The sequence below is a fragment of the Pseudomonas sp. BBP2017 genome (assembly GCF_003024385.1).
Classification (GTDB): Bacteria; Pseudomonadota; Gammaproteobacteria; order Pseudomonadales; family Pseudomonadaceae; genus Aquipseudomonas.
On record NZ_PVZN01000013.1, the window covers coordinates 69,174 to 93,209 of the forward strand.

22 protein-coding genes and 2 pseudogenes are annotated in these 24,036 nt (G+C 59.8%); 8 read left to right on the top strand and 16 right to left on the bottom strand.

From position 1 onward, the window contains the following. Positions 1-87: 87 nt before the first annotated feature. Together C6382_RS16450 and C6382_RS16455 are read right to left on the bottom strand one after the other, a co-directional pair. Entirely contained in the window at positions 88-942 is an 855-nt protein-coding gene (locus C6382_RS16450; protein WP_107025450.1) for an alpha/beta hydrolase, read from the bottom strand. Next, on the bottom strand, positions 939-1,733 hold the full coding sequence (locus C6382_RS16455; protein WP_107025451.1) for an alpha/beta fold hydrolase: 795 nt from the start codon (positions 1,731-1,733) through the stop codon (positions 939-941). The genes C6382_RS16450 and C6382_RS16455 overlap by 4 nt, the downstream gene beginning before the upstream one ends. A gap of 353 nt (positions 1,734-2,086) precedes the next feature. On the opposite strand from C6382_RS16455, the gene C6382_RS16460 reads away from it, so the two are divergent. Further along, positions 2,087-3,925: a hypothetical protein gene (locus C6382_RS16460; RefSeq protein ID WP_107025452.1), complete on the top strand. Its 1,839-nt coding sequence runs from the start codon at positions 2,087-2,089 to the stop codon at positions 3,923-3,925. 129 nt (positions 3,926-4,054) lie between these two features. On the opposite strand, the gene sixA is transcribed toward C6382_RS16460, so the two are convergent. From sixA to C6382_RS16475, 3 genes are read right to left on the bottom strand one after another with little or no spacing between them, the layout of a single operon-like run. Beyond that, complete coding sequence (gene sixA / locus C6382_RS16465) at positions 4,055-4,510, bottom strand: phosphohistidine phosphatase SixA (protein WP_107025453.1); 456 nt, start codon at positions 4,508-4,510, stop codon at positions 4,055-4,057. Then, the gene (locus C6382_RS16470) at positions 4,507-4,854 is read right to left on the bottom strand and encodes a DUF4389 domain-containing protein (RefSeq protein ID WP_107025454.1); all 348 of its coding nucleotides are present in this window, start codon (positions 4,852-4,854) and stop codon (positions 4,507-4,509) included. Before C6382_RS16470 ends, sixA begins: the two co-directional genes overlap by 4 nt. Before the next feature lie 15 nt (positions 4,855-4,869). Next, entirely contained in the window at positions 4,870-5,895 is a 1,026-nt protein-coding gene (locus tag C6382_RS16475; RefSeq protein ID WP_107025455.1) for an NAD(P)H-dependent glycerol-3-phosphate dehydrogenase, read from the bottom strand. A gap of 171 nt (positions 5,896-6,066) precedes the next feature. On the opposite strand from C6382_RS16475, the gene C6382_RS16480 reads away from it, so the two are divergent. From C6382_RS16480 to fabB, 5 genes are all read left to right on the top strand, one after another. Beyond that, on the top strand, positions 6,067-8,178 hold the full coding sequence (locus tag C6382_RS16480; protein WP_107025456.1) for a TonB-dependent siderophore receptor: 2,112 nt from the start codon (positions 6,067-6,069) through the stop codon (positions 8,176-8,178). Next, the gene (locus tag C6382_RS16485) at positions 8,175-9,071 is read left to right on the top strand and encodes an ABC transporter substrate-binding protein (protein ID WP_107025457.1); all 897 of its coding nucleotides are present in this window, start codon (positions 8,175-8,177) and stop codon (positions 9,069-9,071) included. The genes C6382_RS16480 and C6382_RS16485 overlap by 4 nt, the downstream gene beginning before the upstream one ends. Further along, a complete protein-coding gene (locus C6382_RS16490) occupies positions 9,068-10,993 on the top strand; it encodes an ATP-binding protein (protein WP_107025458.1) in 1,926 nt (641 codons plus the stop codon). Before C6382_RS16485 ends, C6382_RS16490 begins: the two co-directional genes overlap by 4 nt. Positions 10,994-11,205: 212 nt before the next feature. After that, a complete protein-coding gene (fabA, locus tag C6382_RS16495; RefSeq protein WP_107025459.1) occupies positions 11,206-11,721 on the top strand; it encodes a 3-hydroxyacyl-[acyl-carrier-protein] dehydratase FabA in 516 nt (171 codons plus the stop codon). An 11-nt stretch (positions 11,722-11,732) separates the two neighbouring features. Next, complete coding sequence (gene fabB / locus C6382_RS16500) at positions 11,733-12,953, top strand: beta-ketoacyl-ACP synthase I (RefSeq protein WP_107025460.1); 1,221 nt, start codon at positions 11,733-11,735, stop codon at positions 12,951-12,953. 66 nt (positions 12,954-13,019) lie between these two features. Here fabB and C6382_RS16505 read toward each other — a convergent pair. The 3 genes and pseudogenes from C6382_RS16505 to C6382_RS16515 all read right to left on the bottom strand — a co-directional run. Next, positions 13,020-13,235 (bottom strand): annotated as a pseudogene (locus C6382_RS16505) (methyl-accepting chemotaxis protein); the annotation flags it as partial. Next, positions 13,234-13,698, bottom strand: coding sequence for a DUF3859 domain-containing protein (locus C6382_RS16510; protein ID WP_107025461.1), 465 nt, complete (start codon positions 13,696-13,698; stop codon positions 13,234-13,236). The pseudogene C6382_RS16505 and the gene C6382_RS16510, both read right to left, overlap by 2 nt. 85 nt (positions 13,699-13,783) lie before the next feature. After that, positions 13,784-14,017: pseudogene (locus C6382_RS16515) on the bottom strand (amidohydrolase); the annotation flags it as partial. Positions 14,018-14,126: 109 nt separating this feature from the next. On the opposite strand from C6382_RS16515, the gene C6382_RS16520 reads away from it, so the two are divergent. After that, positions 14,127-14,990 (top strand): pirin family protein, encoded by an 864-nt coding sequence (locus C6382_RS16520; protein ID WP_178082792.1) that lies wholly within the window; start codon positions 14,127-14,129, stop codon positions 14,988-14,990. A 62-nt stretch (positions 14,991-15,052) separates the two neighbouring features. Here the strand turns inward: C6382_RS16520 and C6382_RS16525 are convergent, their stop codons facing one another. The 4 genes from C6382_RS16525 to C6382_RS16540 form a co-directional block, all read right to left on the bottom strand. After that, positions 15,053-15,778 carry a dienelactone hydrolase family protein gene (locus C6382_RS16525; protein ID WP_107025463.1) on the bottom strand — a complete coding sequence of 242 codons (726 nt, stop codon included), beginning with the start codon at positions 15,776-15,778 and terminating at the stop codon, positions 15,053-15,055. Between the two features lie 56 nt (positions 15,779-15,834). Then, positions 15,835-17,739: a molecular chaperone HtpG gene (htpG, locus tag C6382_RS16530; protein WP_107025513.1), complete on the bottom strand. Its 1,905-nt coding sequence runs from the start codon at positions 17,737-17,739 to the stop codon at positions 15,835-15,837. Between the two features lie 105 nt (positions 17,740-17,844). Beyond that, the gene (locus tag C6382_RS16535) at positions 17,845-18,306 is read right to left on the bottom strand and encodes a PaaI family thioesterase (RefSeq protein WP_107025464.1); all 462 of its coding nucleotides are present in this window, start codon (positions 18,304-18,306) and stop codon (positions 17,845-17,847) included. Next, positions 18,303-18,779 (bottom strand): PaaI family thioesterase, encoded by a 477-nt coding sequence (locus tag C6382_RS16540; RefSeq protein ID WP_107025465.1) that lies wholly within the window; start codon positions 18,777-18,779, stop codon positions 18,303-18,305. Before C6382_RS16540 ends, C6382_RS16535 begins: the two co-directional genes overlap by 4 nt. A gap of 156 nt (positions 18,780-18,935) precedes the next feature. On the opposite strand from C6382_RS16540, the gene C6382_RS16545 reads away from it, so the two are divergent. Further along, positions 18,936-19,217: a hypothetical protein gene (locus tag C6382_RS16545; RefSeq protein WP_107025466.1), complete on the top strand. Its 282-nt coding sequence runs from the start codon at positions 18,936-18,938 to the stop codon at positions 19,215-19,217. A 73-nt stretch (positions 19,218-19,290) separates the two neighbouring features. Here C6382_RS16545 and C6382_RS16550 read toward each other — a convergent pair whose 3' ends face one another. The 4 genes from C6382_RS16550 to sucC all read right to left on the bottom strand — a co-directional run bounded on the left by C6382_RS16550 (position 19,291) and on the right by sucC (position 23,899). Next, positions 19,291-20,034, bottom strand: a complete 744-nt coding sequence (locus tag C6382_RS16550) for a DUF599 domain-containing protein (RefSeq protein ID WP_107025467.1) — start codon at positions 20,032-20,034, stop codon at positions 19,291-19,293. 188 nt (positions 20,035-20,222) lie between these two features. After that, complete coding sequence (gene brnQ / locus C6382_RS16555; RefSeq protein WP_107025468.1) at positions 20,223-21,536, bottom strand: branched-chain amino acid transport system II carrier protein; 1,314 nt, start codon at positions 21,534-21,536, stop codon at positions 20,223-20,225. A gap of 312 nt (positions 21,537-21,848) precedes the next feature. Beyond that, on the bottom strand, positions 21,849-22,733 hold the full coding sequence (gene sucD, locus C6382_RS16560; protein ID WP_038613108.1) for a succinate--CoA ligase subunit alpha: 885 nt from the start codon (positions 22,731-22,733) through the stop codon (positions 21,849-21,851). Beyond that, on the bottom strand, positions 22,733-23,899 hold the full coding sequence (sucC, locus tag C6382_RS16565) for an ADP-forming succinate--CoA ligase subunit beta (RefSeq protein ID WP_038613110.1): 1,167 nt from the start codon (positions 23,897-23,899) through the stop codon (positions 22,733-22,735). The genes sucD and sucC overlap by 1 nt, the downstream gene beginning before the upstream one ends. Positions 23,900-24,036: the final 137 nt, after the last annotated feature.

Here is a 24,036-nt window from a genome sequence, read left to right on the forward strand (position 1 = left end):
GGGGGTCAATGGATGTGGCGTTGTCTTGCTCGTTCATGGTTGTCTCCCTGTTCAACCCGCCAAGCCTCGACAGTTGCCCGCCGCAAGTCAAGGAATGCCAAAGAAGCGATTGAAACAGTCTGCAACAAGGGCTGCGCCAGACTCGTCATTCATATGCAAATGATGGCCACCGGGCAAGACCTCGTGGCTAAAGCGTAGTTGATCGAGCAGTTCGGTATGGCGGACCAACATGCCGTCGGCGGCGACCACCAGCTTAGCCGGGCAGGCAATACGCTGGACGAAACTCAGCGCTTGAGTTTCGCTCAAGCGCGTAGGCGACGGCAGGGTCAAGCGGCTGTCGCTACGCCAGATGTAGCCCCCTGGCACCGGCATCAGGCCACGCTGGGCGAGCAGCTCGGCGGCTTCGCAACTGACCGCGACCAGGCCCTTCATCCGCGCCTGGACCGCTTGCTCAAAGGTTGGGTGTACGGCCTTGCGCTTGGCATCCAGCCCAAGCTGGGCCTGTAACGCCATGCCCATGCGCTCGGCGGCATCCTGGGGGCCGCTGGTCGGCGGGATCAAGCCGTCGATCAGCGCCAGATGGGTAACGCGCTCGGGCAGCGAACCGGCCAGCACCACCGAGACAATCGCCCCCAGTGAGTGACCAAGCAGGGCAAAACGCTCCCAGCCCATTTGCTCGGCGACCCGCAGCACATCATGTGCGTAATCCCACAAGGCATAGCCAGCGCCAACCGGGCGGTGTTCGGAGTGACCATGGCCGGCCAGGTCCAGTGCCAGGATCCGTAGCCCTCGCAGCTTAGGCGCCAGCCGGGCAAAGCTGTTGGCGTTGTCCAGCCAGCCGTGCAAGGCAATCACCGGAACGCCTTCAGCCGGACCGAACAGATGCCCGGCAAGCTCGATATGGCCCAGGTTCAGACGAATTTCTTCCATTTGCGTACTCATGCCGGTACCTGCTGCCAACGATCAAACAAGCCTTTGATCAGGCTCGCGGTGTCTGTAGGCCGCTCGAGCGGGAACATGTGACCTCCTGGCAGGCTGTGATACTCACCCCGTGGCAGGCTGCGCACGGCCAGGGCGTGATGATGCCTGACGATCCGGCTGCTGCTGCCACGCACCATCGCCAACGGTAGCTCCAGGCACTTGGCCGGTGCCGGGCGGGTGTGCGGTATGTTGCGGTAAATGCTGATTTCCGTGGCGGGGTCGAAGCGCAGGCGCAAGCCTTCATCGGTCGTTTGCAGACCGTGTTCCAGGTAAGCGTCGAGGCACTCTGGATCGAAATGGCGAAACAGCGATTTGCTGGCGAAATAGGCCCGGGCACTGTCACGGTCAGCGAACGCCTCGCGACGTCCCAGGGTACGTCCAGCCGGGGTAATGCGGTCGATGAAACCCATGCGTTTGGCTGCCTGCAGCAGCCACTGATCGACCCGGGTCAGCACCGGGGAGTCGAGCATGACCACGCCCCGGTAGTACTGCGGGCAGCGCAACGCCGCATGCAGGTGTAATACACCGCCGAGTGAGTGGCCCACTCCCCAGACCGGTTCGGGCTGTTGTTGCAGGTGATGAAGCAGTTCATCGACCAGATTCTGCCAGTTGTCATCGACTGGAAAACGCGGGTCATGGCCGTGTTGCGGCAGGTGGAATACCCGGTAGTCAGGTGCAAGCGCGGCAAACAGCTTGCCATAGGTCGCCGAAGGAAAGCCGTTGGCATGGGCGAAGAAGATCTGCTGCGACATGGCCGCCTGTCCGTAGGAGAGTGATGGCCCATTGTCTGCAAGCCGCTCGCGACCGGCAATGTCCGGAAAAGCCATCGCCAAGGGCAATCAGGTCAATACTCGCCAAAACTGGCCATCGAACGGCGCAGGCATGCCTGCATAGACGCCAGTTGCTGTTCCAGGGCCACCTTGCCCACACATCAACTGAACGCTAACAAGCTGATCAGGGATCGACAACTGATAAATATGAGTTCGCTCAGCGGGCAGCTGCACAGAAAGCACCTGACATTTTTACCAGTTACCGGATGCACGCTTTCTCAGCACAATACCCAGCAACACACTAACGCCGCGCCGCTCACCTTCAGGAGTCAATCATGTCGACATCCAGTGCATCCCGGCCAGATAGCGACACCCTCCAAGCCATCGTCGGCCTCAGAAACCTGATCCTCGATCCCGACGAAGTTCGCAACGGGACCAACGCCAACATCCCCCAGTACGCGGGCAAAACTGAAGGCGATGTAATCACCTTCAAGTTTGAGAGCACCCTCGGTCCCACCTTCTCCACCACCATCACTGTGGATGGAGGCAATGCCAATGCCCCGATTCCGGTCAGGATCGCTTATGAGCCATACATCATCGGCAACCTCGATAATGATGTATTGGTGATCTACGAGGTCAAACGCCAGAACGGTCGCACCGCCACCTCGCAGACGCTGTCGTTCCTGATCAAGCGGCAGTTGGAGCAAAACCTGGTGGCGCCGACGGTGCGAGAGGCGTCGGGCAACACGCTTGATCCAATCCAGGCGAGAAACGGCGCCACTGTGCGCGTCGCCTACACTGGCATGCGGCCTGACGACCTCCTGGCCGTGGACTGGCAGGGTGAGGGTGAGGCGGATTCCTATCAAAGCGCACAAGAGAATGGCAGCGCCTCTGGGTATGTCGACTTCGCCATCCCGGTCTCGGTGGTGGCGGCCAGTCAAGGCAAGACCATCACGGTGCGCTATGCCATTGTTCGTGGGGGCAATCCGGAATTACTGTCCAAGCCACTGGCATTGATTGTCGGCGAACTGCCCCAGAGCGCTTTGCCAACCCCGACGGTGCCCGAGGCCAGCGCTGGCACGCTCGATCTGACTACATTCCAAGGCAATGCCACGGTCAACGTCCAGCCCTGGCCGTTGATTGCCAAAGGGCAGCGGTACTGGATCGTGGCAGGGGGAACCTTGGTAAATGGCAACCCCTATAGTTTTTATCTGGCACAGAGCCAGTTGGTCGATGAAGACCACGTCAGCAACGGCCTAGGCATAACCATGCTACGCAGCGAGCTTGAAAAGCTGCGCTCTGCCAGCTCGGTTAGCCTGGAAGTCAAGGTGGCATTCGAGGGTGGCGTGAGCGAGGCCGGGGCGCGAGCCTTCCCGACCTTGACGCTCACGCTATTGAACATCCCTCGAACCTTGCCGGTGCCGACCGTTCCTGAGGCGAAAAGTGGCACGATCGAAGATCGGCATACAGAGGCCATCATACGCGTACCGGCAACAGCGAACCTGCGCGCCGGCGAACAGGTGCGCGGGGTGGCAGGTGGGGGACCCACCAGTACTGTCACCGTGTCCCAACCAGGTGCGGCGCTGGACTTAAAAGTTCCTGTAGAACTGCTGGCTTTTCTGGCCTCCTGGGGTCAGACGCAGTGGGGCTACCAAGTCTTGGTCAACGGTGAGTGGATGGCGTCGCCAACACTTCTCATAAAGGTTCTAAATACTGTCAGTGGCAACGAGAACTGGCAGAGTCAGTCGGTAATTAACTTTGTCGAGCGTAGGGACTATTCCACTCCGTCAGGGCTTATTGTGCGACTCCTAGAAGGGGACACCCACGGTGGCGCCTCCTCAGGCTTCTACCTATTTCAAGGAACCATGGTCGTACACATTGTTGGCGACTCAAAAATAAGGCTAGTATTTCCCGGCAGCTTCAAGCGCGTTCAATTGACAATTGGTGCACTCCATGCCACTGGACGCCCGATAAACTTCTTTGATAGTAAGGGTTTAATTGAAGGATTCAATCTCCCAGAAACAGGTGATGGTTATCTTCAGTCCTCGTATACTTTCAACCAAGGGCGATACCCTACTTCGATCGAGATCACCGGATTCAGAGGGGAGCACCCAGGCCGCCCAAATATAGACACGGGCTTTGTGCTGAACGATATAATTTGGTCCGCCTCATAAAAATTCCCTGCCCTATCCATCTCGGTCCGAAACAAAGCCTTGTGACGCCGAGTACACTTGCCTGTGTAGTCGGCGCTCAAGAGAGTCAACGACTCGGGAGTAAAGGGCGAATTTGTCAGTGATCAATAATCAATCGGGATGGCTGATGGCACATAAACTCATCAGCCCTGCCAACGGCCAGTCACCTTCAAGTTCGGCCAGGCTCGCCGTGGACATCGAAGGCCCCTGCCGGTGTCCCTGCTCCAGCATGCCGACCAGACAGCTCACCAGCGGCTGATGACTGACCAGCAATACCTGCTCCAGGCCCAGCTTGTTCAGCTCGGCAATGACCTCCTGGGGATCGGTATCCGGGGTCAGCCAGGTGACTGTCTGCACCGGATCATCAAACCCTAACGCCTCGTGCACCAGCCCGGCGGTCTGCTGGGCCCGTACGTAAGGGCTGGCGATGATCGCCTGCAAAGGTTGGCCGAGCAGCACTGCGGCACTGCGCAGCACTTGCTCACGACCATGCGCGGTCAACCGGCGTTCGGCATCGCTATTGGCCCGAGGCTCGGCTTCACCATGACGCAACACCCAGAGCTTCACAGCTTGGGCTCCTCATCGCGTACCGGATGCGGCGCCGGCGGTACGCTATGGGCGGCTTCACCTTCCGGGGCGCGCGGCGCTGGCCAGTCGGCGAACGGCCAGGGTTTCTGGTCGCTGTGGAAGCTGCCGAAGCGGCCAATCTGCGCCAGAAACTGGCTGAGGCTGTCGCCGAAGTTCATCAGGCTGGCACTCGGCGCGCCATAGATCAGGCGGTAGATCAGTTGAACCAGCACCAGGCCGCCCAGCAGCAGCTCGGCCAACTGCCAGATCACCAGGAATACCAGCATCCACAACACGCGCAGGATGATTGACTCGCGCTGCGACTGGTTCGGGGATTCGTTCATATATTGCTCCTGTACTCAGTTGAAACCGCTGGTGGAGATGAAATCGACATCGGTTTTCGGCTCGGCGCGCATCAGCAGCTCGATCACCTGGGTCAAGGTCCGCCCTTCGAAAAGAATCGCATGCAAGCCCGCTACCAATGGCATATATACCTGCACTTGCTGGGCCTTGACCTTGAGCACCTTGAGCGTATTGACGCCTTCGGCGACCTCGCCCAGACGGCTGACCGCCTCTTCCAGGCTCAAGCCCTGACCCAGTGCGTGACCGACCTGATAGTTTCGGCTTTTGGGCGAAGAGCAGGTCACAATCAGGTCACCGACTCCGGCCAGGCCGAGAAAAGTCATCGGGTTGGCGCCCTGGCTCACCGCAAAGCGGGTCATCTCCGCCAATGCGCGGGTGATCAGCATGCTCTTGGTGTTCTCACCCATGCCCAGGGCCACCGCCATGCCGGCAATGATCGCGTAGACGTTCTTCAGCGCCCCGCCCAGCTCGACACCGAAACGGTCGCTGCTGGCATACACGCGGAAGGTACGCCCGTGCAGCACGGCCTGCACCCGCTGGCACAGTGCTTCGTCTTCACTGGCAACCACAGTGGCGGTCAGCGCGTGCTCCGCCACTTCACGGGCCAGGTTCGGCCCCGAGAGCACACCGATGCGCGCTTTGGGGGCGATTTCTTCGAGAATCTGGCTCATCAACTTGAAGCTTTGCGCCTCGATGCCTTTGGTCAGGCTGACCAGCATTTTTCCGCTCAGCAGCTGCGCATGGGGCGCCAGCACACTGCGCAAGGCACTGGATGGCAGGGCGACGAAGATCAGCTCGCAATCCTGCAGGGTCGCCAGCAGGTCATTGACCGGATCAACGCCCGGGTGGATTTTCACCCCTTTGAGGTAACGCGGGTTTTCCCGGTTGTTGCGCATCGCCTCGGCCTGCTCGGGGTCGCGCATCCATTGCCGTACGCTGATGCCGTTTTCCGCCAGCAGGTTCGCCACGGCGGTGCCGAAACTCCCGCCTCCAAGCACTGCAACAGGCTGCTGTTCAGTCATATCCGATCCATTAAAACCAATTAAAGTGGCGACTTGCGCATTATACGGAGCGCCCGTGCCAGAGCCAGCGCCAGTTGCGTGAATTGACCTCGATAACGCCCCATACAGCACTGAAAAATGCTGGCCACTCGGTTAACATGCCCGGTTTGAATTCGCTACCAAGGCCGCACCGTGTCATTTGGCCCCCCGGCTTCACGCCCCCTCCTGCTGTTGACTGCCTTTTTCGGCGGTGCCGCGCTGGCTGACGATCTGTTCGTCGACAGCCAGGCCCTGCCACAAGTGCTCACCGCCACCCGGCTCAAACAGTCACCGGCGGCCGTACCAGGCAGCATGACCGTGCTCGACAGCGCATTGATCCGCGCTAGCGGTGCCCGCGACATCCCCGAATTACTGCGCCTGGTGCCGGGGATGATGATCGGCTACGGCGCCGGCAATCAGCCCTCCGTCAACTACCACGGCAGTAACGCTAACGATGCCCGGCGTATGCAGGTGTTGATCGATGGCCGCTCGGTGTACCGCGCGGGGCTGGCCACGGTGGACTGGAGCGACATTCCCCTGGCCATGGAGGATATCGAGCGCATCGAGGTCTTTCGCGGCCCTAATACCGTCAGCTATGGCGCCAATGCACTGATGGCGGTGGTCAACATTCTTACGCGCAAACCGGCCGATAGCCAGGGTACGCGACTGAAAATGACCCGCGGCCAACGCGGTATCAATGACTGGTATGCCAGCCAGGGTAGCGGTTGGGACGGCGGCGACCTGCGTCTGTCGCTGTCCGGCATGCAGGATGACGGCTTTGATCAAACCCGTAACGGCCAGGATTACCGCGACAGTCGCCGACTCAACCGCCTGAACCTGAGCGTCAGCCACAGCCTGGCAAGCAACCAGAGCCTGGATTGGCAATTTGCCGCCAAGGAAGGCAGTAACCAGCGCCCTTACACCTACAAACCGGTGTTCTACGGTGTCACCGCCAGTGGTGACAATTCCGACGTCAACGCCAAAGACTATGCCGGCTCGGTACGCTGGAACATTGACTTGAACCCCGAGCACAGCCTTTACCTGCAAGGTTCAGCCCAGCACTGGGATCGTCAGCAGGTCTGGCGTGCGTGCGATGCGGCGTTGTCGTTCAGCCCGGAACTGACCCGCCTGTGGCAGCTCAATCCGAACTACGCTGAACACGTGGCCCGCAACATTCGTTCGCCAGTCCCCAGGGGCAGCAGCGAAGAACAGACGTTGGCCCGCCAGGTGCAGCAGCAATGGCGCAACGGCGGCTCAAGTCAGGTCTGCGGCGATATCGACCAGAGCACCCGGGAAACGCGTTACGACCTGGAACTGCAGGACACCCTCAGTCTGGCCGACAACCTGCGCCTGGTCAGCGGCGCCAACTACCGCTACGACCGCGCCGATTCGCAGACCTTCTTCAATGGCAGCCTGGACGACAGCACCTGGCGCCTGTTCGGCCACCTGGAATGGCGCGCTGACGAACACTGGATTGTCCAGGGCGGGGCGATGTACGAAGACGCCCGGCTCTCCGGCAGTTCGCTCACACCACGGCTGGCTGTGAACTACCTGATCACCCCACGCCACGGTTTGCGCGCGGTGTACTCCGAAGCCGTACGCTCACCGGACATGTTCGAAAACAACGTCAACTGGAGTTATCGGGTCAACAACCTGCGCCCAGGCGCTTTCGGCCAGAACAGCGCCCAGTACTTCGTCAAGACGCGCGGACCGGGCGACCTGGAACAGGAACGGATGCGCTCGCGGGAACTGGGCTATAACGGTTACTTCGCCGACGCCGACCTCAGCGTTGACATCAAGCTGTTCTACGACGAAATCACCGGCATGATCAGCGAACCGCTGCGCAACAACCAATACATCGCCAGCAACAGCAACAAAGCCCGCTTCAGCGGCGGTGAAACGCAACTGGACTGGCGCCTGAGTCCCGCCGATCGCTGGCGCCTGACCTACGCCCATGTCGACGCCTGGGCCAGCAACCCCGCTGATCGGCGCCTGAGCGCGCACAACAGCGGATCGACCGGCTGGCTGCGCGACTGGGGGCGAGGCTGGTCCAGCGCCCTGTTCTACTATGGTGACGATGAACTGAACCAGTACCGCTTCGAGCGTGTCGACCTGCGTGTGGCCAAGCAACTGCGCTGGCAGCGCACACAGCTTGAATTGGCGGGTGTCGTGCAGCAGCGCCTGGACGACGAGCCCACTACCTTTGCAGAAAACCGCTACGACAGCCGCCATGTTGTGTACTTCAGTGCGGAGCTGGAATTCTGATGCGCGTGCTGCGGCGCTGGCTGCTGCTGGTCTGTTTGTGGCCGGCGGGAATGCTCTGGGCCAGTGAAATCCTCCTCACCGGCAGCCAGGACAGCCCCGGTGTCGAGCATTTCGTCCAGGCCCTGCGCGAACGCCGCCCCGCCGACAAGGTTCACTTCGTTCCCGTCACCGAGCTTGCCCGCCCGTCCCGGCTGAATCCGGCCGTGCGCCTGATCCTGCTCGACAGCGCCGGGCTGGAATGGCGCTTGAGTGAAACTGCAGGGCCACCAGCACTGGCTATGCGGATCAGCCGGGTCCAGGCCGAGCAACGTCTGGGCAAGCTGCGCCCAGCTTACCTGAGCCTGTTGTGGAGCGATCCGCCGCTGGACCGTCAACTACGCTTGACCCGTTACCTGCTGCCCGAGGCTCGGCGTATTGGCGTGCTCTATGCTGAGCACAGCCGGTTCCTTGTCGAAGAAGCGCGCCGCGCCGCGAAACCCATGGGCCTTGAAATCATCGCCGAACCCTGGCCGGACCTGCGCGACAATCGTCCACTACAAGCCCTGCTGCAAAGCAGTGATGTATTGCTGGGCATCGACGATCTGCAGCTATACAACTCCAAGACCGCGAAGAACCTGCTGCTCAGCAGCTACGGGCGGCAAATGGCATTGATCGGCCCCAACGCGGGCTTTGTCCGCGCCGGCGCCCTGGCCAGCACCTTGAGCAATCAGGACGATTGGCTAGCGGTGCTTGACCGCCTGCTCGATCAAGCGCCCGGCAAGTGGCCACGCGCCCTGTATCCCGAACATTTCAGCGTCGTCGGCAACCAGCAGGTCGCCCGCGCCCTGGGCGTCGGCGCCATCGATCCCGAAGGCGCCGCACTGGCGCTGGCCGAAGGAGAACGCAGACCATGAGGCGTCGTCTGAGCTGGGACATACATACCCGCACGCAGATCATCAGCCTGGGCCCGGCCCTGCTGCTGACGCTGCTGCTGATCAGCTTCTTTACCTTCGTGCGGATCCAGGACCTGCGTCAGGAGCTCAATCACACCGGCCAACTGATCGCCAACCAGCTGGCGCCTGCGTCCGAGTACGGCGTGATCGCCGGTAACGACGAAGTGCTCGAAAGCCTGATGCGCGCCACCTTGAGCATCCCTCATGTGCGCTTTCTCGAAGTACAGGACAGCAGCAACCATATTCTGGTGTATGTCGAACAGCCGGATGAGCACGACAACCGCGCCCAACAGGTCGAGGTGTTCCAGGCCCCTATCCGCCTGCAGCAAATCCGCCTGGACAACGATTTTCTGCATAACGGCAGGCAACCCTTAAAACATATCGATGATGATTACCTGGGCCGGGTCATTGTCGGTATGTCCAATGACGCGTTCAGCGAGCGTCAGCAGGAAATCGTGATCAAGGCCGGGATACTGGCCTTGTTCGCCCTGCTCTTCACCTTTCTACTGGCCCGCCGTCTGGCCCTGAGCCTGGCCAAACCGATCAGTGACATGGGCCATGCGGTCAAGGCCATCCAGCAAGGCGACTTCAATGCCCCCTTGCCGGTAGTCGATGACAGTGAACTCGGACACCTGGCCCGTCACATCAATAACCTGGCCCGGGCACTGGCTCAGGCCAGCCATGAGCAACAGCAGGCCATGTCGCAACTGATCCAGGCCCGGGAAGAAGCCGAACAGGCGAACCGGGCCAAATCCGACTTTCTGGCCATGATGAGCCATGAACTGCGCACCCCCATGAACGGGGTGCTGGGCATGTTGCAGTTACTGGAAACCACGAGCCTGAGCGAGGAGCAGGTCGAATACGCCGCCGTGGCCAGTGAATCGACCGGCCACCTGCTCAAGGTGATCAACGACATTCTCGACTTCTCGCGGATCGAGCGCACTCACCTGGAGCTGGAGCACATCGATTTCAACCTCGGTGAACTGATCGGTAGCTGTGTGCAATCCTTCCAGCACCTGGCCACCCAGCGCGGCTTGAACCTGCAGTTGCTGTTGCCAGCCGGCATGCAACAGTTGCAGGTGGTCGGCGACCCGACACGGATTCGCCAGATCCTGCTCAATCTGGTAGGCAATGCGCTGAAGTTCACCGAGCAAGGCGGCGTACGCATCGAACCGCGCTGGCAGGTGCTCGACCGCCAACTGATCTGGTTCGCCTGCGCGGTGCACGACACCGGTATCGGCATCGACAACGAGCGCCTGGAAACCATGTTCGTTGCCTTCCAGCAGGCCGACAGCTCGATTTCCCGACGTTACGGCGGCACCGGCCTGGGCCTGTCGATTGCGCGCACGCTGGCAGAACGCATGGGCGGCACCTTACGTGGTGAAAGCCGTCAGGGGCAGGGCTCGACCTTTACCCTGGAAATGCCGCTGACGCTGTCAGTGCAGCCGGCACCGTGCCTGCCCAGCCAGAACCGCGACCAGGAAGACGCAGCTCAGGGTCGGCGAATCCTGCTGGTGGAGGACAATCCGGTGAACCAGACCGTGATCGAAGCCATGCTGCGCAGCCTGGGATACGAGGTGCAGATTGCCGTGGACGGTGCCCAGGCGGTGTCGCAGGTTGCCCGTCAGCGCTTTGCCGCAACCCTGATGGATTGCCGATTGCCGATCATCGATGGCTATGAAGCCACCCGGCGCATCCGCCAATTCCCCCAGGCGGCCGCCATGCCGATCATCGCCCTGACCGCTAATGCCTTACAGGGTGACCGCGAACGCTGCCTGAGCGCCGGCATGAACGATTACCTGGCCAAGCCGTTCAAACGTACTGATCTGCAGCAGATTCTGCAGCGTTGGCTGCCCGATCAGTCAGCTGCGACTGGCGATTAATCTGAAATTGCGGCAGTCTTATGGACTGGACAGGCCGCGTTGAAGGCCTGAAAATAAAATTTCAGTGCACAAGTGTACTTCTTTGCCTCGTGCGCTGTGACTTTCACTACAACGCAATAGTCTATGTGTAGGCTGCCGCCCCAAGCACAAGCGTTTTGGGTCGGCCGGGAAGATTTGCCCCCCTGCCACATGGGGACTATTGAGGAGCTCGCATGACCAAACAAAACGCCTTTACTCGGGAAGACCTGCTGCGCTGCAGTCGCGGTGAGCTGTTCGGCCCAGGTAACGCGCAACTGCCCGCCCCGAACATGCTGATGGTGGATCGCATCACCCATATCAGCGCCGAGGGTGGCAAGTACGGCAAAGGTGAATTGGTCGCCGAGCTGGATATCAATCCGGACCTGTGGTTCTTCGCCTGCCATTTCGAAGGTGATCCAGTGATGCCAGGCTGCCTGGGCCTGGACGCCATGTGGCAGCTGGTCGGCTTCTTCCTCGGCTGGCAGGGCCTGCCGGGCCGTGGCCGTGCCCTGGGTTCGGGCGAAGTGAAGTTCTTCGGCCAGGTCCTGCCAACCGCCCAGAAAGTCACTTACAACATTCATATCAAGCGCGTCCTCAAGGGCAAGCTGAACATGGCCATCGCCGATGGCTCGGTCAGCGTCGACGGCCGTGAGATCTACACCGCCGAAGGCCTTCGGGTCGGCGTATTCACCTCCACTGACAACTTCTAAGGGTTATCCGCATGCGCCGCGTCGTTATCACTGGTCTAGGCATCGTTTCGTGCCTGGGCAATGACAAAGAGACCGTCTCCGCCAACCTGCGTGCAAGCCGCCCTGGCATCCGATTCAACCCGGAATATGCCGAAATGGGTCTGCGTAGCCAGGTTTCCGGCTCCATTGACCTCAACCTCGAAGAACTGATCGACCGCAAGATCTTCCGTTTCGTTGGTCACGCTGCCGCCTACGCCTATCTGGCAATGGCCGACGCGATCAAGGATTCGGGCCTGACTGAAGAGCAAGTGTCGAACCCGCGTACCGGCCTGATCGCAGGTTCCGGCGGCGCCTCGACCCTGAACCAGATGGAAGCGCTGGACATCCTGCGCGAAAAAGGCGTCAAGCGCGTTGGTCCGTACCGCGTCACCCGGACCATGAGCAGCACCGTTTCGGCGTGCCTGGCCACCCCGTTCAAGATCAAGGGCCTGAACTACTCCATCGCCTCCGCTTGCGCCACCAGTGCGCACTGCATCGGCACCGCGATGGAACAGATCCAGATGGGCAAGCAGGACATCGTCTTCGCCGGTGGTGGTGAAGAAGAGCATTGGAGCCAGTCGTTCCTGTTCGATGCCATGGGCGCGCTGTCCAGCAAGCGCAACGACACCCCGGAAAAGGCCTCCCGCGCCTACGACGCCGACCGTGACGGTTTCGTCATCGCCGGTGGTGGCGGCATGGTCGTGGTCGAGGAGCTGGAGCACGCTCTGGCCCGTGGCGCGAAAATCTACGCCGAGATCGTCGGCTACGGCGCGACCTCCGATGGCTACGACATGGTTGCCCCAAGTGGCGAAGGTGCCATCCGCTGCATGCAGCAGGCGCTGTCCACCGTCGACACCCCGATCGACTACCTGAACACCCACGGCACCTCGACGCCGGTCGGCGATGTTGCCGAGATCAAGGGCGTTCGCGAAGTGTTCGGCGACAAGGCTCCGGCCATCAGCTCGACCAAGAGCCTGTCCGGTCACTCCCTGGGCGCCGCCGGCGTTCACGAAGCGATCTATTGCATGCTGATGATGGAAGGTAACTTCATCGCCGGCTCCGCCAACATCGACGAGCTGGACCCAGCGGTAGCCGACATGCCGATCCTGACCAAAACGCGGGAAAACGCCAAGATCGATACCGTCATGAGCAACAGCTTCGGTTTCGGCGGCACCAACGCCACCCTGGTGCTCAAGCGCTGGGAAGGCAAGTAAGGGCTAGCCCCTTATACTGAAACGCCCCGACTCGTCGGGGCGTTTTTGTTTCTGCCTCGTGATTGTTTACACCGAGAGCCGCGCCACCAGGCCATTCAAATCAATCGCCAACTGCGACAATGCCTGACTCGCCGCATTGGTCTGGTTGGCCCCCGCCGAGCCCTGCATCGCTATATCGCGGATGTTGGTCAGGTTGCGGCCCACCTCCCGCGGAAGATTTGCCTTAGACGGAAATACGATATCAAAACGCCTGCTCATCGCGACGGCAGGCGCAATCCGCTCAGCGCACAATAAAACGCTGCTCGGCGAGCAGGCGATCACCCTGAAAGACCATGAAATGCCATTGCCCCGGCACCACTTCGTGGTTTTCAGTGAACTCGTAGGCCATGACATCCTGGGCCGCTCCAGGCACCAGCTTCTGCACCACTTCGAATTTGTCATGGCGCTTGCCATCGGGCGTGCGCACCCCCGGGGTGAGGGACAACAGGGTCAGCGGCGTGTCGTCTGCCACTTTGCCTTCCAGGCGGTAGCGCATGCCAAACTTGCTGCCCAGGCGCGCCGGGATCTGATCGGTGGACTGGAGAGTCTGGTTGCTCTGGGTCAGCACCCGCTCACCGGGCTGAAAGTTCTGGTGACGGGTTTCAAACAGACCATATTCAATCGGCCCTTCGACCCTGACCTCTGCACTGGCCAGGCCACTGACCAGCAAAAGCCCGCACACCGCACTAAAACGACTTGAAAACATGATGCACTCCATCAGGATTGATGGCGGCAGGCTATGACGCCGGCATGACAGACTGATGACAACTACACAACCGACAGCGGCGTCCCTAGCGCCGCTTCGCCAGTACCGCGAGAAAATCATCCCGCGCAACCTTCTGCGCCACATCCGCCGGCAAGGCATCGAGGAAAGGATCGAAGCCGTGCAACTGCTCACCCAGGCTGTCGAACCGTCCGACCACATCAGAACCGAGCATGAAGCGCTCCGGGAAGCGTTTGACCAGCGCCAGCCACGCAGCCCTGGGCTCGCCCTGCTCGCCCAACAGACAAGGCTGCAGGACGCTTCAGGACAGGTCGATGAATACAGGGTAGACCGGTCAAACCGCAGCGCAGTTCAGGCGCTGCCTGTAACAGGTTATGCTCAAGCTCATCATCCCCGCTCTGGAGCCCGCCGTGAGCAATCCCCTGGTCATCCGCCCTCGCGTCGAGTCTGTCGAGGGTCAACCGATCCTGCGCCCACTACCGTCGGCACAATGCCGCAGTGTCGGACCGTTCGTGTTCTTCGATCACATGCTCGAAACCGATTACACCGCCGGTAATGGCGTAAACATTCGTCAGCACCCACACATCGGCCTGTCCACCCTCACCTACCTGTTCGAAGGCGAGATCCTGCACAAGGACAGCCTCGGATCGGATCAACGGGTCAAGGCTGGAGATGTCAGCTGGATGACGGCGGGTAGCGCCATTGCCCATGTCGAACGCACCCCGGCTGATCTGCTGGAAAAGGGCTCACGCCTGCATGGCCTGCAGGTCTGGCTGGCTTCCCCCAAAGACAAGGAACAGGGACCCGGCCATTACAGCCACTACCCGGCTGCAACCCTGCCGGTCAGCGATAACCTGGGTGTGAACATCCGTATGATTGCCGGTAGCGGCTTCTGCCTGGTATCCCCGGTGCCGGTGCTGTCGCCGACCCTCTATGCCTTGGTGCAGATGCAGGCTGCGACAACCCTGACCATCCCCGATGAGCATGCCGAACGTGCGCTGTATGTGCTGGACGGTGAGATGAGCCTCAACGATGAAGCCGTCGAACCCCAGAGCCTTGTGGTACTACCTGAAGGCGAGGAAATGAGTTTGTATGCCGACAGTGAGAGCCGGCTGGTGCTGTTCGGCGGCGCAGTACTGGACGGGCCACGGCGGATGAATTGGAACTTCGTGGCCAGTGATCCGGCGCTGATCGAGCGGGCCCGGGTGCGTTGGGCTGCTGGAGACTGGCCGACGGTGCCGGGGGAAAGCGAGCGGATCGAGTTGCCTAAGTAGAAAGCTGTGGGGATTCACCGGGACGCCGGACCGGTGAATCGGCTCCTGCAACGAGGAGCAATTCAGCGCTGGAACACTTCACCCAGCAAATTGAACATCGCCCGGAACGCGCGCCTGGAGGTTTTGGCGTCGTACTTCATCTTGCCCGGCATGTTCGCGGCGGTATCGGTGAACGAGTGCACCGCACCACCGTAGCTGATCAATTGCCAATCGACCTTGGCTGCGTCCATCTCAGCCTCGAAGGCTGGCAATTGTTCCTTGGGCACAAACGGGTCAGCCGCACCGTGCAATACCAGCATCGATGCCTTGACCTTGCCTCCCTGCGCCGGCAATGGCGTATCGAGGGTCCCGTGAAAGGACACCGCAGCCTGCAGACGATCATCCTCACGGGCCAGCTCAAGTGCACAGCAACCGCCAAAACAGAAGCCGAAGGTCGCCAGTTTGCCTGGCTCCAGCACCGCCTTCGATTGCCCCAGCAACTGGTCCAGCGCCGCTTTCATGCGTTTACGCAGTTCGACGCGGTCATTTTTAAGCGGCATCATCGCCGCACCTGCTTCATCCATGTTCGACGGCCGCAGGGTCTGCCCGTAGATATCGGCGAGCAGCACCACATACCCCTGGGCGGCAACGTCGCGGGCAATCCGCTCGGCGCCTTCGCCGACCCCCATCCAGTTCGGCGCCATCAGCAAACCAGGCTGCGGCTTGGCGTCATGGGTATAAAACAAGCGGCTCTCATAGGCTTTGCCGGCAACATGATAGACCAGCGATTCGACGGTAACCTTGCTCATGCACTCCTCCTTGCACCATGAAAAAAGCCCGCCGAAGCGGGCTTTGCTGAGTCTACTTAAGCCGACAATTCGACCAGCAGCTTGTTCAGGCGACGAACGTAGGCCGCCGGGTCCTTCAAGCTGTCACCTGCCGCCAGGGCGGCCTGATCGAAGAGGATGTGCGAGAAGTCGGCGAAACGGTCTTCGCTCTGCTCGTTGTCCAGTTTCTCGATCAACGGATGGCCAGGGTTGAATTCGAAGATCGGCTTGGAATCCGGTACCTTCTGCCCACTGGCCTCGAGGATCTGGCGCATCTGCAGGCCGAGGTCCTGCTCACCAATGGCCAGGATCGCTGGCGAATCGGTCAGGCGGTGCGAGACCCGCACTTCGCTGACGTTTTCGCCCAGGGCCGCTTTCAGGCGCTCAACCAGCCCTTCTTTTTCCTTGGCGACTTCTTCCTGGGCCTTCTTGTCCTCTTCGGAGTCCAGCTTGCCCAGGTCCAGATCGCCACGGGCGACGTCGACGAAGTGCTTGCCGTCGAATTCGCTCAGGTAGCTCATCAGCCACTCGTCGATACGGTCGGTCAGCAGCAGCACTTCGATGCCTTTCTTGCGGAAGACTTCCAGGTGCGGGCTGTTCTTGACCTGCGCATAGGATTCGCCGGTGAGGAAATAGATCTTGTCCTGACCTTCCTTGGCCCGCGCCAGGTAGTCGGCCAGGGCAACGCTCTGCTCGCCGCTGTCGTCGCTGGTGGAGGCAAAGCGCAGCAGGCCTGCAATTTTCTCCTTGTTGGCGAAGTCTTCGGCCGGGCCTTCTTTCATCACCTGACCGAAATTTTTCCAGAAGCCCTTGTACTGTTCAGGCTCGTTCTTGGCCAGCTTCTCGAGCATGTCCAGTACGCGCTTGGTCAGCGCCGATTTCATCGAATCAATGATCGGATCTTTCTGCAGGATTTCCCGCGAAACGTTCAGCGACAGGTCGTTGGAATCAACCACGCCCTTGATGAAGCGCAAGTACAGTGGCAGGAACGACTCGGCCTGGTCCATGACGAACACGCGCTGAACGTAGAGCTTCAGGCCGCGAGGTGCTTCACGCTGGTACAGGTCAAACGGCGCACGTGCAGGCACATACAGCAGCGAGTTGTACTCAAGCTTGCCTTCAACCTTGTTGTGGCTCCAGGCCAGCGGGTTTTCGAAGTCGTGACCGATGTGCTTGTAGAACTCCTGGTATTCCTCGTCCTTGATCTCGGTACGCGGACGGGTCCACAAGGCGCTGGCGCGGTTGACGGTTTCCCATTCTTCGGCCGGCTTCTCTTCGCCTTCAGCGGCTTCGACCTGCTTTGGCAGCTCGATCGGCAGGGCGATGTGGTCGGAGTACTTCTTGATGATGTTACGCAGGCGCCAGCCGTCAGCGAACTCTTCCTCACCCTTTTTCAGGTGCAGGACGATACGCGTACCGCGCTCGGCCTTGTCGATGGTGGCAACTTCAAACTCGCCCTCGCCTTTGGACGACCAGTGCACGCCTTCGGCGGCAGGCTGACCGGCACGGCGGCTGAATACATCAACCTTGTCGGCAACGATGAAGGCCGAGTAGAAGCCCACGCCGAACTGACCAATCAGGTGCGAATCTTTCTTCTGGTCACCGGTCAGGTTCTTCATGAAGTCGGCGGTGCCGGACTTGGCGATGGTGCCCAGGTGGGTAATCACATCCTCGCGGCTCATGCCGATGCCGTTATCTTCGAGGGTGACGGTGTTGGCGTCTTTGTCGAAGCTGACGCGAATTTTCAGCTCGGCGCCGCCTTCGAGCAGCTCAGGCTTGGCCAGCGCTTCGAAACGCAGTTTGTCGACGGCGTCGGAGGCGTTGGAAATCAGTTCGCGAAGGAAGATTTCCTTGTTCGAATACAAGGAATGGATCATGAGGTGCAGCAGCTGCTTCACCTCGGTCTGGAAGCCCAGGGTTTCTTTTTGAGTTTCCACACTCATGGTCTTCAACACTCCAATCTGATGGCAGTTGTCGCTCGGCAGGCGGACACAGCGGCCCGGGCCTGCTTTCACGGCGGGATGTCATGCAGATGGGGGCGCGAGAAGCTATTTCAAGGGCGCAGTCATTTCTTCGATCTTGAAATGCGCACGTGCGGTGGCGATGGGCTCGTCCTGGTTGCCCTGCCAGGCGGTAATCGCCACGTTGGTTACCCGTCGCCCCTGGCGCCAGAGCTGGCAACGAGCATAGGTGTCGCGAAAATGGCCGGCACGCAGATAATCGATGGAAAAATCGATGATCTTCGGAATTGTCGCACTCTCGGTGAAAATCAGCAGATACAGGGCCGCCGACAGCTCCATGAATCCGGCAATCACGCCACCATGGATAGCCGGCAGCAACGGATTGCCGATGTTGTCCTTATTGGCCGGCAAACAGAACAGTAGATCATCGCCCTGACGGCTGCACTGGATACCGATCAACCCCGCATAGGGAATCAGCTGCAACAGCGGCTGGTAGTTGCCTTGTGCATGGGCCTGGCGTAATTGCTGATGCACCTCGGGAGGTATCATTGGGCACCGCCCTTCAGCGCGTTAGCGAAATTCAACCCACCCTTCACCCCCTTGCCCAAGCGCATGAACGTGCCCACCACTTGCGCAATCGGCTGCTCGGGATCGTCCTGATAGGCCATACCGCGGGTAAAGATCACATCGCGGGTGACCCGGTAGCAGTGAGCGTGGCCGTAGATGTCCAGACCGGCTTTGGCCGGGTGCATATAGTCGATGCGCAGATCGAGGGTCGGGCAGACTTCGAACTCAGGCAATGCGCAGAGCGTGGCCATGCCGCAGGTGGTGTCCATCAGGGTGGTCAACGCGCCACCGTGAATGGCGCCGGTCTGGGGGTTACCGACGATCTTCGTCGAATACGGTAGCAACAGGGTCATTCCCTGAGCATCGGCATGCTGCACACGCATCTGTAATACCTGGCAATGACGCAAGGCAGAGAGAAATCGCTCTGCCATGGCCATCAATGCAGTCTCGCTCATATCACTAAGGCCCTTGTGGTTGTTCAGACGATGCACAAGCCTAGAAAAAAGTCTATATAGATCCAGCACTTATATATCTGTAAAGTAAGTGGAACTTCTATCCGTTACTTGAGCTCAAAGGAACAAGTAACTTATTTCCCCAAGGAGAAACACCCCATGCGTAAACCTTTTGCTTTTGCCGTAATGCTGGCCGCCGCCCTGGGTCTCGCTGCTTGCGATAAAGCCAACGAAGACAAGGCTCAGGATGCTGCGCAACAAACCGAGAACGCCCAGCAGAAGATGGACGAAGCTCAGGATAAAGTGAACGAGGCCGCAAAAGAAAACGCTGAAGCAGCCAAAGACAGTGCTGAAGCGCAACAGAAAGCCGCTGAAGAAGCCGCTCCTGCTGCTCCGGCTACCCCAGCGCCAGAAACCACTCCAGCCGAGCCTGCCAAGTAAGCAAGCACCCTGGAATGAAAAAACCCGACTATTGTCGGGTTTTTTTATACCTGGCCAACCTTGCTTTAACGCTTCAGTTAACGACAGTCTCTTTGCTCGCGTCCGCCGCTGGCGCTTCGGTCGGGGTATATACCATCACCTCCAGGACATCGGAGTGAAACTCGCGCCGATACAGTACCAGAACAACCCCGGCACTCATTAGCATGAACAACCAGGGGCTGATGAACCAACTGAGCATGGCCATGCCGAAATAATAGGAGCGCAAGCCAAAGTTGAACTGATTGGCGGCCATTGAGATAACCCGAGCGGCACGCTGGGCGAACGCTTTGCGCTCCATCTCTGTGACATGCCGCTCACCGATCATCGGCGCCGAACCCACTAGCACAGCAGCGAAGTTGTATTGGCGCATGCACCAGCTGAAGGTGAAAAAGGCATAGACAAACACTGTGGCCAGGCACAGCAGTTTGATTTCCGACATGCCCTGGGTCGCCTGCTGGACCAGCGGCAGGTCCGCCAGCAGCGACACCGCGCGATCTGAAGCGCCGAGCACAGTAAGGATACCGGCAAGGATGATCAGGGTACTGGAGGCGAAGAACGAGGCGTTGCGCTCAAGGTTGGCGATCACGCTGGCATCGGCGATACGGTTGTCACGCATCAGCATGCGGCGCATCCAGTCTTCGCGGTATAGGTGCAGCACGCTGGCCAGGCACGCGGTATCACGCCCCTTCCAGGTGGCATAGCGGGTATAGCCGCCCCAGCAGACAACAAACCAACAGGCCGCCAGCAAGTGATTGAGATTACTTTGAATAAAGCTCATGCAAGCTCCCGGTAAAGAGTTTCGTGCACAGTAAAGCGCATTGACCGGATTTCGACGCTTAGCCGAAGAAAAAGACACGTCCTCGAGCAAAAATTGAAAAAGCCCCGCATCCTTACGGATACGGGGCTTGGAATCCGCCCTGCCCGACGCGCTATGGCTTGTGGCCGACGTCAGGCTTCGGCTTATTCTCAGGCAAGCGCTTCGCGCGGTTTGCCCAGCATACGGTCACAAACCACCGCTACCGCCAGGGTCGCCACCGAAGGGACCAGCCAGGCCAAGCCTTGATCGCTCAACGGCAGGTGCGCCAGAGCATCTGGCAGCAAGTGAGCCAGACTGGTGCCCTTGAGGGCATCAACCATGCCAAACAGCAGCGATACCAGCATCACCGGAGCCAGGATGCGTGCCTGGGAGTTCCACAGCTCTTTGCAGAAGCTCAACCCCACCACCACGATGCACGGCGGGTAGATAGCCGTCAGTACCGGGATCGAGAACATGATCAGCTTGGTCAGACCCAGGTTGGAGATCAGCAGCGAGAATCCGCACAGAATCACCACCAGGGTGCGGTAGGACAACGGCAACACCTGGCTGAAGTACTCGGCGCAGGCGCAGGTCAAACCCACAGCCGTTACCAGGCAGGCCAATGCGATCAGCACGGCGAGGAAGCCGCTGCCCAGAGAGCCGAAGGTGTGCTGCACATAAGCATGCAAAACCGCTGCACCGTTGGTAGCGCCAGCGGCAATTTCATGGCTGCTCGCACCCAGGCGGAACAGGCTGATGTACACCAGCGCCAGGCCGACACCGGCGATCAGGCCGGCGATAATGGCGTAACGGGTAATCAGCCTCGGCGACTCGACACCACGGGAACGAATGGCATTGACGATAACGATACCGAACACCAGCGCGCCGAGGGTATCCATGGTCAGGTAGCCATTGATAAAGCCCTGGGAAAATGCTGACGCCTCATAGGCAGGCATTGCCTCACCACTGGTACCGGCAGGCAGCATGAACGCGGCAATACCCAGAGCGGCCAGGGCGATAATCTTCAGCGGTGCCAGGAAGCGACCGACGGTATCGAGCAGCTTGCCCGGGTACATGGACACGGCCAGCACCACCAGGAAGTACACCAGGCTGTAGATGAACAGCGCCGCCGGGCTTTCGCCGGTCAGCGGCGCCAGGCCCACTTCAAACGACACCGTAGCGGTGCGCGGGGTAGCGAACAGCGGACCGACCGACAGGTAGCAGACCGCTGCAAGCAAACCACCAGCCACCTTACCGATAGGGCTGCTCAGCGCGTCCATGCCACCGCCAACTTTGGCCAGGGCGATAACCGTGATGACCGGCAGGCCAACTGCAGTGATCAGAAAGCCTAACGCCGCCATCCACACATGCGGACCGGACTGCAGACCGACGATAGGCGGGAAGATGATATTGCCCGCACCGACGAACAACGCGAACGTCATAAAACCAAGCGCCAGGATGTCCTGGCCTTTCAACACTTTCATTAAGGAAATACCACACTTCTGAAATCGGGATTTAGAGAGGGATTTCCCCTTGGGTGAGGGAAATATGTAGCCCGTCCGGATGAGACAAGCCCTTTAAAGCATGCCTGTGCCCTTTTGGGGTACCGACACGAAAGTGCGCACAGTGTAACCAAGTTGCACCAACAGCGCACCGCTGCCAGTCAAGGTGTCCGATGAGCGCATGGGTTTGTCGCCTTGATGACAGCAATCCAGGCGTCACCTGGTGCACCCCCAAAAAGCACAAAGGCCACCCGAAGGTGGCCTTTGCGTCTGGAGCGAAGGTTCAGCCGTAGCTTACTTCTTCACTTCCCAGCCAGTCAGCTCGGCCAGGGCCTTGCCGATGTCTGCCAGCGAACGCACGGTTTTCACACCGGCGTCTTGCAGTGCAGCGAATTTCTCGTCTGCAGTGCCTTTGCCGCCGGAGATGATTGCACCGGCGTGACCCATACGCTTGCCCGCAGGAGCGGTAACACCAGCGATGTAGGAAACCACAGGCTTGGTCACGTTTGCCTTGATGTAGGCAGCCGCTTCTTCTTCAGCCGAACCGCCGATCTCACCGATCATGACGATCGCTTCAGTCTTCGGGTCTTCCTGGAACAGCTTCAGGATGTCGATGAAGTTCGAGCCAGGGATCGGGTCACCACCGATACCAACGCAGGTGGACTGACCGAAACCGGCGTCAGTGGTCTGCTTGACCGCTTCGTAGGTCAGGGTGCCGGAACGCGAAACGATACCGACCTTGCCTGGCAAGTGGATGTGACCTGGCATGATGCCGATCTTGCACTCGCCCGGAGTGATGACACCTGGGCAGTTAGGGCCGATCAGGGTAACACCCAGCTCGTCGCACTTGACCTTGGCATCGAGCATGTCCAGGGTAGGAATGCCTTCGGTGATGCAGACGATCAGCTTGATACCGCCGAAAGCCGCTTCCAGGATCGAGTCTTTGCAGAAAGGAGCCGGAACGTAGATGACCGAAGCGTCAGCACCGGTAGCCGCAACGGCTTCTTTAACGGTGTTGAACACTGGCAGCCCCAGGTGGGTGGTGCCGCCTTTGCCCGGAGTCACACCGCCAACCATCTTGGTGCCGTAGGCGATGGCTTGTTCGGAGTGGAAAGTACCTTGCGAGCCGGTGAAGCCCTGGCAGATGACTTTGGTGTCTTTATTGATCAGGACGCTCATTACTTGCCCTCCGCAGCTTTGACAACTTGTTGAGCAGCGTCGGTCAGGCTGGTTGCCGCAATGATGTTCAAACCGCTTTCTGCCAGTACTTTAGCACCCAGTTCAGCGTTGTTACCTTCCAGGCGAACAACAACCGGTACTTTCACGCCGACTTCTTTCACCGCACCGATGATGCCTTCGGCAATCATGTCGCAGCGAACGATGCCGCCGAAGATGTTGACCAGAACGGCCGCGACATTGCTGTCGGACAGGATGATCTTGAAGGCTTCGGTAACGCGCTCTTTGGTAGCACCACCACCTACGTCGAGGAAGTTGGCTGGCTTGCCGCCGTGCAGGTTGACGATGTCCATGGTACCCATGGCCAGGCCAGCACCGTTGACCATGCAGCCGATGTTACCTTCCAGCGCCACGTAGTTCAGCTCGAAGCTGGCAGCGTGGGCTTCACGAGGATCGTCTTGCGACGGGTCGTGGAAGGTTTTCAGCTTAGGCTGACGGTACATGGCGTTAGCGTCGATGTTGATCTTGGCATCGAGGCAGTGCAGGTCGCCGTCGGCCTTGATGACCAGCGGGTTTACTTCCAGCAGGGCCAGGTCGTGTTCTTTGAACAGCTTGGCCAGGCCGACGAAAATCTTGGCGAACTGTGCAACTTGCTTGCCTTCCAGACCCAGCTGGAACGCCAGTTCACGACCTTGGAATGGCTGAGCGCCAACCAGAGGATCGATAGTAGCCTTGATGATCTTCTCAGGAGTGTCGTGAGCGACTTTCTCGATGTCCACGCCACCTTCGGTGGAGGCCATGAACACGATACGACGGCTCGAACGGTCGACTACAGCGCCCAGGTACAGCTCTTTGGCGATGTCAGTGCAGGATTCGACCAGGATCTTGGTCACTGGCTGACCGTTGGCATCAGTCTGGTAAGTCACCAGACGCTTGCCCAACCACTGCGCAGCGAACGCCTTGGCGTCTTCTTTGCTGCGAACCAGCTTGACGCCGCCCGCTTTACCGCGACCACCGGCGTGAACCTGGGCTTTGACAACCCACTCGGTGCCACCGATCTTTTCGCAGGCTTCTGCGGCAGCTTCTGGGGTGTCGACTGCGAAACCCTTGGAAACTGGCAGGCCGTATTCAGCGAACAGCTGCTTACCCTGATACTCGTGAAGATTCATGCTTTTTACCGTCTTCGTTAGGTACTGCGCTTCGGCGCTGCGCTCTTTTGGAGTGCCGCGCCACCTGTGACCACTTGCCCCCGGTATGCTCCGGGGGTTCGAGTCCGGCGGACTTTCCGCGGTGAGCCATGCACGCA